This window comes from Burkholderia sp. Leaf177 (genome assembly GCF_001424345.1).
Classification (GTDB): Bacteria; Pseudomonadota; Gammaproteobacteria; order Burkholderiales; family Burkholderiaceae; genus Caballeronia.
In genome coordinates, this window is record NZ_LMPF01000009.1 from 1 (window position 1) to 876 (window position 876).

Annotated in this window: 2 pseudogenes; both read right to left on the reverse strand. The window is 62.4% G+C overall.

Annotated elements, in window-relative coordinates:
* Nucleotides 1–627 (reverse strand): annotated as a pseudogene (locus tag ASG35_RS31750) (hypothetical protein); the annotation flags it as partial.
* 1 nt (nt 628) lies between these two features.
* A pseudogene (locus ASG35_RS32600) lies at nt 629–782 on the reverse strand (hypothetical protein); the annotation flags it as partial.
* Nucleotides 783–876 lie beyond the last annotated feature (94 nt).

An 876-nucleotide genomic window follows, 5' to 3' on the forward strand; every position in this document is an offset into this window, starting at 1 on the left:
AGCCACGAACGCGTTTTGTGCCACGCCGCTCGAATTCACGATCAGGCCCGCTGCTGTCAGCTGACCCACGTTCACTGCGTCGGTTGTCGTCGCACCCGCTGCAACGTTGGTCAACGTCACTGGCGTGCCTWCCGYACCCAACGTCACCTTGTTGTGCGCTGCGCTGTCGTACTTGACTGCATCAACCGATGCTGCCAGTGCTGCCGCCGCGTCCGTGCCTGCGGTGGTCGCTTTCGTACCTGCTGCCGTAACCGCTGCAGCTACGTCCGTGTACGTGACGCCGCCAACTGCGATCGTCGGCTTGCTGATCGTGCCCGTTGACGGATCAAGCGTCGAACCGCCGCCGATTGCCGCTGCCGCGCTCGATGCCGTGTTGAACARCTGCGAACCGTTGACTGCGTCCTTGCTGTTGTAGCTGATCAGGCCAGCGGTCATGTTCGAAATCCGCGTACCCGTGCCCGACGCGCCCTTCAGCGTGATCGTGTCCTTCGACGTTGCATTGTCGTAAGCCACGAACGCGTTTTGTGCCACGCCGCTCGAATTCACGATCAGGCCCGCTGCTGTCAGCTGACCCACGTTCACTGCGTCGGTTGTCGTCGCACCCGCTGCAACGTTGGTCAACGTCACNTGTCGTAAGCCACGAACGCGTTTTGTGCCACGCCGCTCGAATTCACGATCAGGCCCGCTGCTGTCAGCTGACCCACGTTCACTGCGTCGGTTGTCGTCGCACCCGCTGCAACGTTGGTCAACGTCACCGGCGTGCCTACCGTACCCAGCGTCACCTTGTTGTGCGCTGCGCTGTCGTACTTGACTGCCTCAACCGATGCCGCCAGTGCTGCCGCCGCGTCCGTGCTTGCGGTGGTTGCTTTCGTACCC